The sequence below is a fragment of the Bradyrhizobium sp. Mp27 genome (genome assembly GCF_029953005.1).
In the GTDB taxonomy this organism is placed as follows: domain Bacteria; phylum Pseudomonadota; class Alphaproteobacteria; order Rhizobiales; family Xanthobacteraceae; genus Bradyrhizobium; species Bradyrhizobium barranii.
Genome location: NZ_JASAUS010000522.1, coordinates 1 through 1,148, shown reverse-complemented (window position 1 = coordinate 1,148; position 1,148 = coordinate 1). Strand labels below are relative to the sequence as shown.

The window sequence follows — 1,148 nt, the reverse complement described above, 5'->3', positions numbered from 1 at the left end:
CCGAAAGTCATCGCCGGTGTAAAGTTCATCGACGGAATCGAAGTCATTCCGAACACTGAAAGCCACGCCGCCTGATCAGGCCGCGTCACCCAAAATCAGCCATAGCTCGGTGTTGCGGCGACCATTGCCGGATGACGCGCTCAAGATCGTGATGCGGGGACCGGACAAGGAAGATAGGCCGTCACAAGCGGACCGGAGGACTAATGTTTAATCTGATAATGCGCGCATTCGATTGGGCTTCGGGTCGAGGGACCATTGGCGTTGGTCGGATGTTCGAATACACCGATGCTCACATCGCGGCACAGTTCAGGCAAGGTGAAGATATTTTGTTGGACCGGCTGACCGCTCTGCCGTGCCTCTTCATGGGGGAAGGATGGGGGGACGAGATTGCGTACGTCGGTCAAATCAACAGACCTCGTCGCATGGGCCGAGATGTCACTTTTGAATTCAGCCTTGATGCTGAGGTTCCTCCAATTCAGAATAGGACGATCTACGAAAATCGCATGTCGCTGGACATGCCCGAAGATTTCGAATTCTCTCGAAATCATTGGGCTGTAAAGGACGTTGACCTTTACCGCTTCCTACTTCGCAGCGTCAGACCCCGCCGCCAGCGCCCGACGGTGTTTCAAATTCCTGAACACGAGAACATTGAACCGGCCCTCGCGTCGGCGATGATGCCATTCGACGCGGGATTTGCCGCCGTTTTCGACAGCATACGCCTGGCAGCTGGTAACGTCGGACTTCTGTGTCGACGGGCTGACGACATTTGGGAAAATGCCGCGATCATTCAAGATGTGGTCGCACTTATAGATCGTTCGCGCATTGTTGTATGCGACTGTACGGGTAGAAATCCGAACGTGTTCTACGAAGCCGGTATCGCCCACACCCTCGGTCGAGAGGTGATCCTAATCACGCAGAACGAAAATGATATTCCCTTTGACCTTCGACATCTCCGGTATGTCCGCTATCTCAATAACGCCGAGGGACGCGCTGCGCTGATCGGAACCTTGCAGGGTCGGATGCAGACCATTCTTGGGCACTAGCCCGTCCTATTCGTGAGAGTGCGGCTTTTGGGCCCGATTGATGCGGCCGCACATCTTGTCTGACGAGGCGCACAGGATTGCCTTCGGCTTTTCGCCGCCTGACGA

The 1,148-nt window shown here is 55.1% G+C and carries 1 protein-coding gene; it reads left to right on the top strand.

Annotation, left to right across the window (positions count from 1 at the left end; all coding sequences use genetic code 11):
• Positions 1-269 precede the first annotated feature (269 nt).
• The gene (locus QJT78_RS51480) at positions 270-1,043 is read left to right on the top strand and encodes a hypothetical protein (RefSeq protein ID WP_281460893.1); all 774 of its coding nucleotides are present in this window, start codon (positions 270-272) and stop codon (positions 1,041-1,043) included.
• Positions 1,044-1,148: the final 105 nt, after the last annotated feature.